3 protein-coding genes are annotated in these 1778 nt (G+C 71.3%); all 3 read left to right on the top strand.

Annotated elements, in window-relative coordinates; genetic code table 11:
• Positions 1-362: helicase associated domain-containing protein (locus tag AB0O00_RS37865; RefSeq protein WP_363659233.1), on the top strand; the 362-nt coding region annotated here is incomplete at its 5' end.
• Between the two features lie 179 nt (positions 363-541).
• Positions 542-955: a hypothetical protein gene (locus AB0O00_RS37860; protein ID WP_363659232.1), complete on the top strand. Its 414-nt coding sequence runs from the start codon at positions 542-544 to the stop codon at positions 953-955.
• Between the two features lie 35 nt (positions 956-990).
• A partial coding sequence (locus AB0O00_RS37855; protein ID WP_363659231.1) for a helix-turn-helix transcriptional regulator occupies positions 991-1778 on the top strand: 788 nt, incomplete at its 3' end.

Genomic DNA, 1778 nt, shown 5'->3' with positions numbered 1-1778 from the left:
CGTTGGCCGACTGGCTCGACCAGCAGATCGACCTCATGCCAGATCTCCACCCTGACCAGAGGAATCTCCTGGGCGCCCTGCCCTTCGACCACCCCATGGCCCTGCTGCTGCGGCGTCCTCGCAGTCCCGGAGAACGCGCCTTCGCCGAGGGGCTCAGGGCAGCACGGACCTTCCGCCGCGAGCACCAGCACCTGGACGTCCCCTACGACTACGTCGCCGAACAGGCAGGACGCCGGTTTCGCCTGGGGGAGTGGATCTCACGGCAGCGTCGCGACGCCGCCCAGCTCACCCGCGGGCAACTCGACGCCCTGCAAGCGCTGCACATGCGCTGGATTCCGCGACAGAAGACGCCGGCCCGCTGAGGGAGAGCTGCCGCCCGAGCGGACGAACGGTCAGGGCCCCGGCCGCCGGCCCCGTACACGGCAGCGCATCACCGAAGCCGCCGGGCGATGAGGGACTGGACACCGCGACGGACTCCATGAAGGAATCCAATAAACCAACAACTTGTTTGTTCGTTGTTTCGCTGTCATGATTGGGTCTCATGACGCTTGACTCGACCCCTGCCGCCCGCCGGTACGAGACGGCACTGGAGAACCTCGCTCCTCTGCGGGCGCGCCCCGACCTGCAGGAGGACCTGCCCGTGTGGGCGCCGGCCAGACGCCTGTGGGACGGGGCCGACGCGCTGAGCAAGGTCATGGACGCCAGCACCCGCTCCCAGGACGGCGGCGAGCCCGCAATCGCCACCGACGACCTCACGGCCGCCCTCGCCCTGTTCGAAGACCTCCGCCAGCAACTCGACCACCTGGAATGCCAGGTGATCATGGAGGCCCGGCGCCACGGCATGGACTGGGGCCAGATCAAGGACCAGCAGGGGCTCAAGACCCCGCAGGCCGCCTCCCAGCGCTACCAGCGGCTGATGACCCGCCTCGAAGAGATCCGTCAGGGCGTGCGCTGACGGCCCGTCCGACCACCACAGCGAAGGAGAGCGCCATGACCGACACCCCCGACGCGATCGGCGCCCTGCTGGGCATCGGACCGCGCCGCTCGGTGCCGTTGCCCGACCCGGCACAGCGCCAGCGGCTGCGCACCGAGTACGGGCTCACCAAAGCCGAGACCGCCAAGGCTCTGGGGGTCAGCCCCAGCACGTTCTCGGCCTACGAGTCGGGGCAGCGTGAACCGCAGGGCGAGGCCCGCGCGGCCTACGCTCGGCTGCTGGAAGGCATCGCCGCCCAACTCGCCCCTGAGCCCGCCCCGGAGGGACCCGCCGTATCCGAGGCGTTCACCGCCCCGGTTCCCGAGCAGCCGACCGTCCCGGCCGTTCCGATACTGGACCAGAATCCGGACGGCTCGCTGGCGATGGCCGAGGCCGCGCCGTGCGTGCAGTGCGGCAACCCGTCGGTCTACCGCTCCCAGGGCGTGCCGATGCACCTGGGAGGCTTCTGCCGCCCCGGCACCCCGCCGCCCGCAGCAGCCCTCCCTCACACACAGCAGCCGGCCCCCGCTTCAGTCGCCCCGGCGGTGGCAACACCGCACCGGACCGCGCCCAGCACCGCCGCCGGTGCCTCCAACGCACGCCCGGCCTCCCCGCGAGTCCGAAAGGCTCCGGTGAAGGCGACGCTCACAGCCCGTCCCCAGGCCGCATCCAGCCAGGCGGCCTCGGCGAAGTACCCCAACGGGCCGCTCGCCGTCATCGACCTTGCCCCCTCCGGCAGCACGTTGCTGGCCCACCTGGTCGACGGGCGCGTACTGGAGGTGCCGGCCATGACGCTGCCCCAGCT

This window comes from Kitasatospora sp. NPDC093558 (assembly GCF_040683475.1).
GTDB lineage: Bacteria > Actinomycetota > Actinomycetes > Streptomycetales > Streptomycetaceae > Kitasatospora.
Note: the sequence above shows the minus strand (reverse complement) of the source record. Positions and strands in the feature narration are given on the sequence as shown.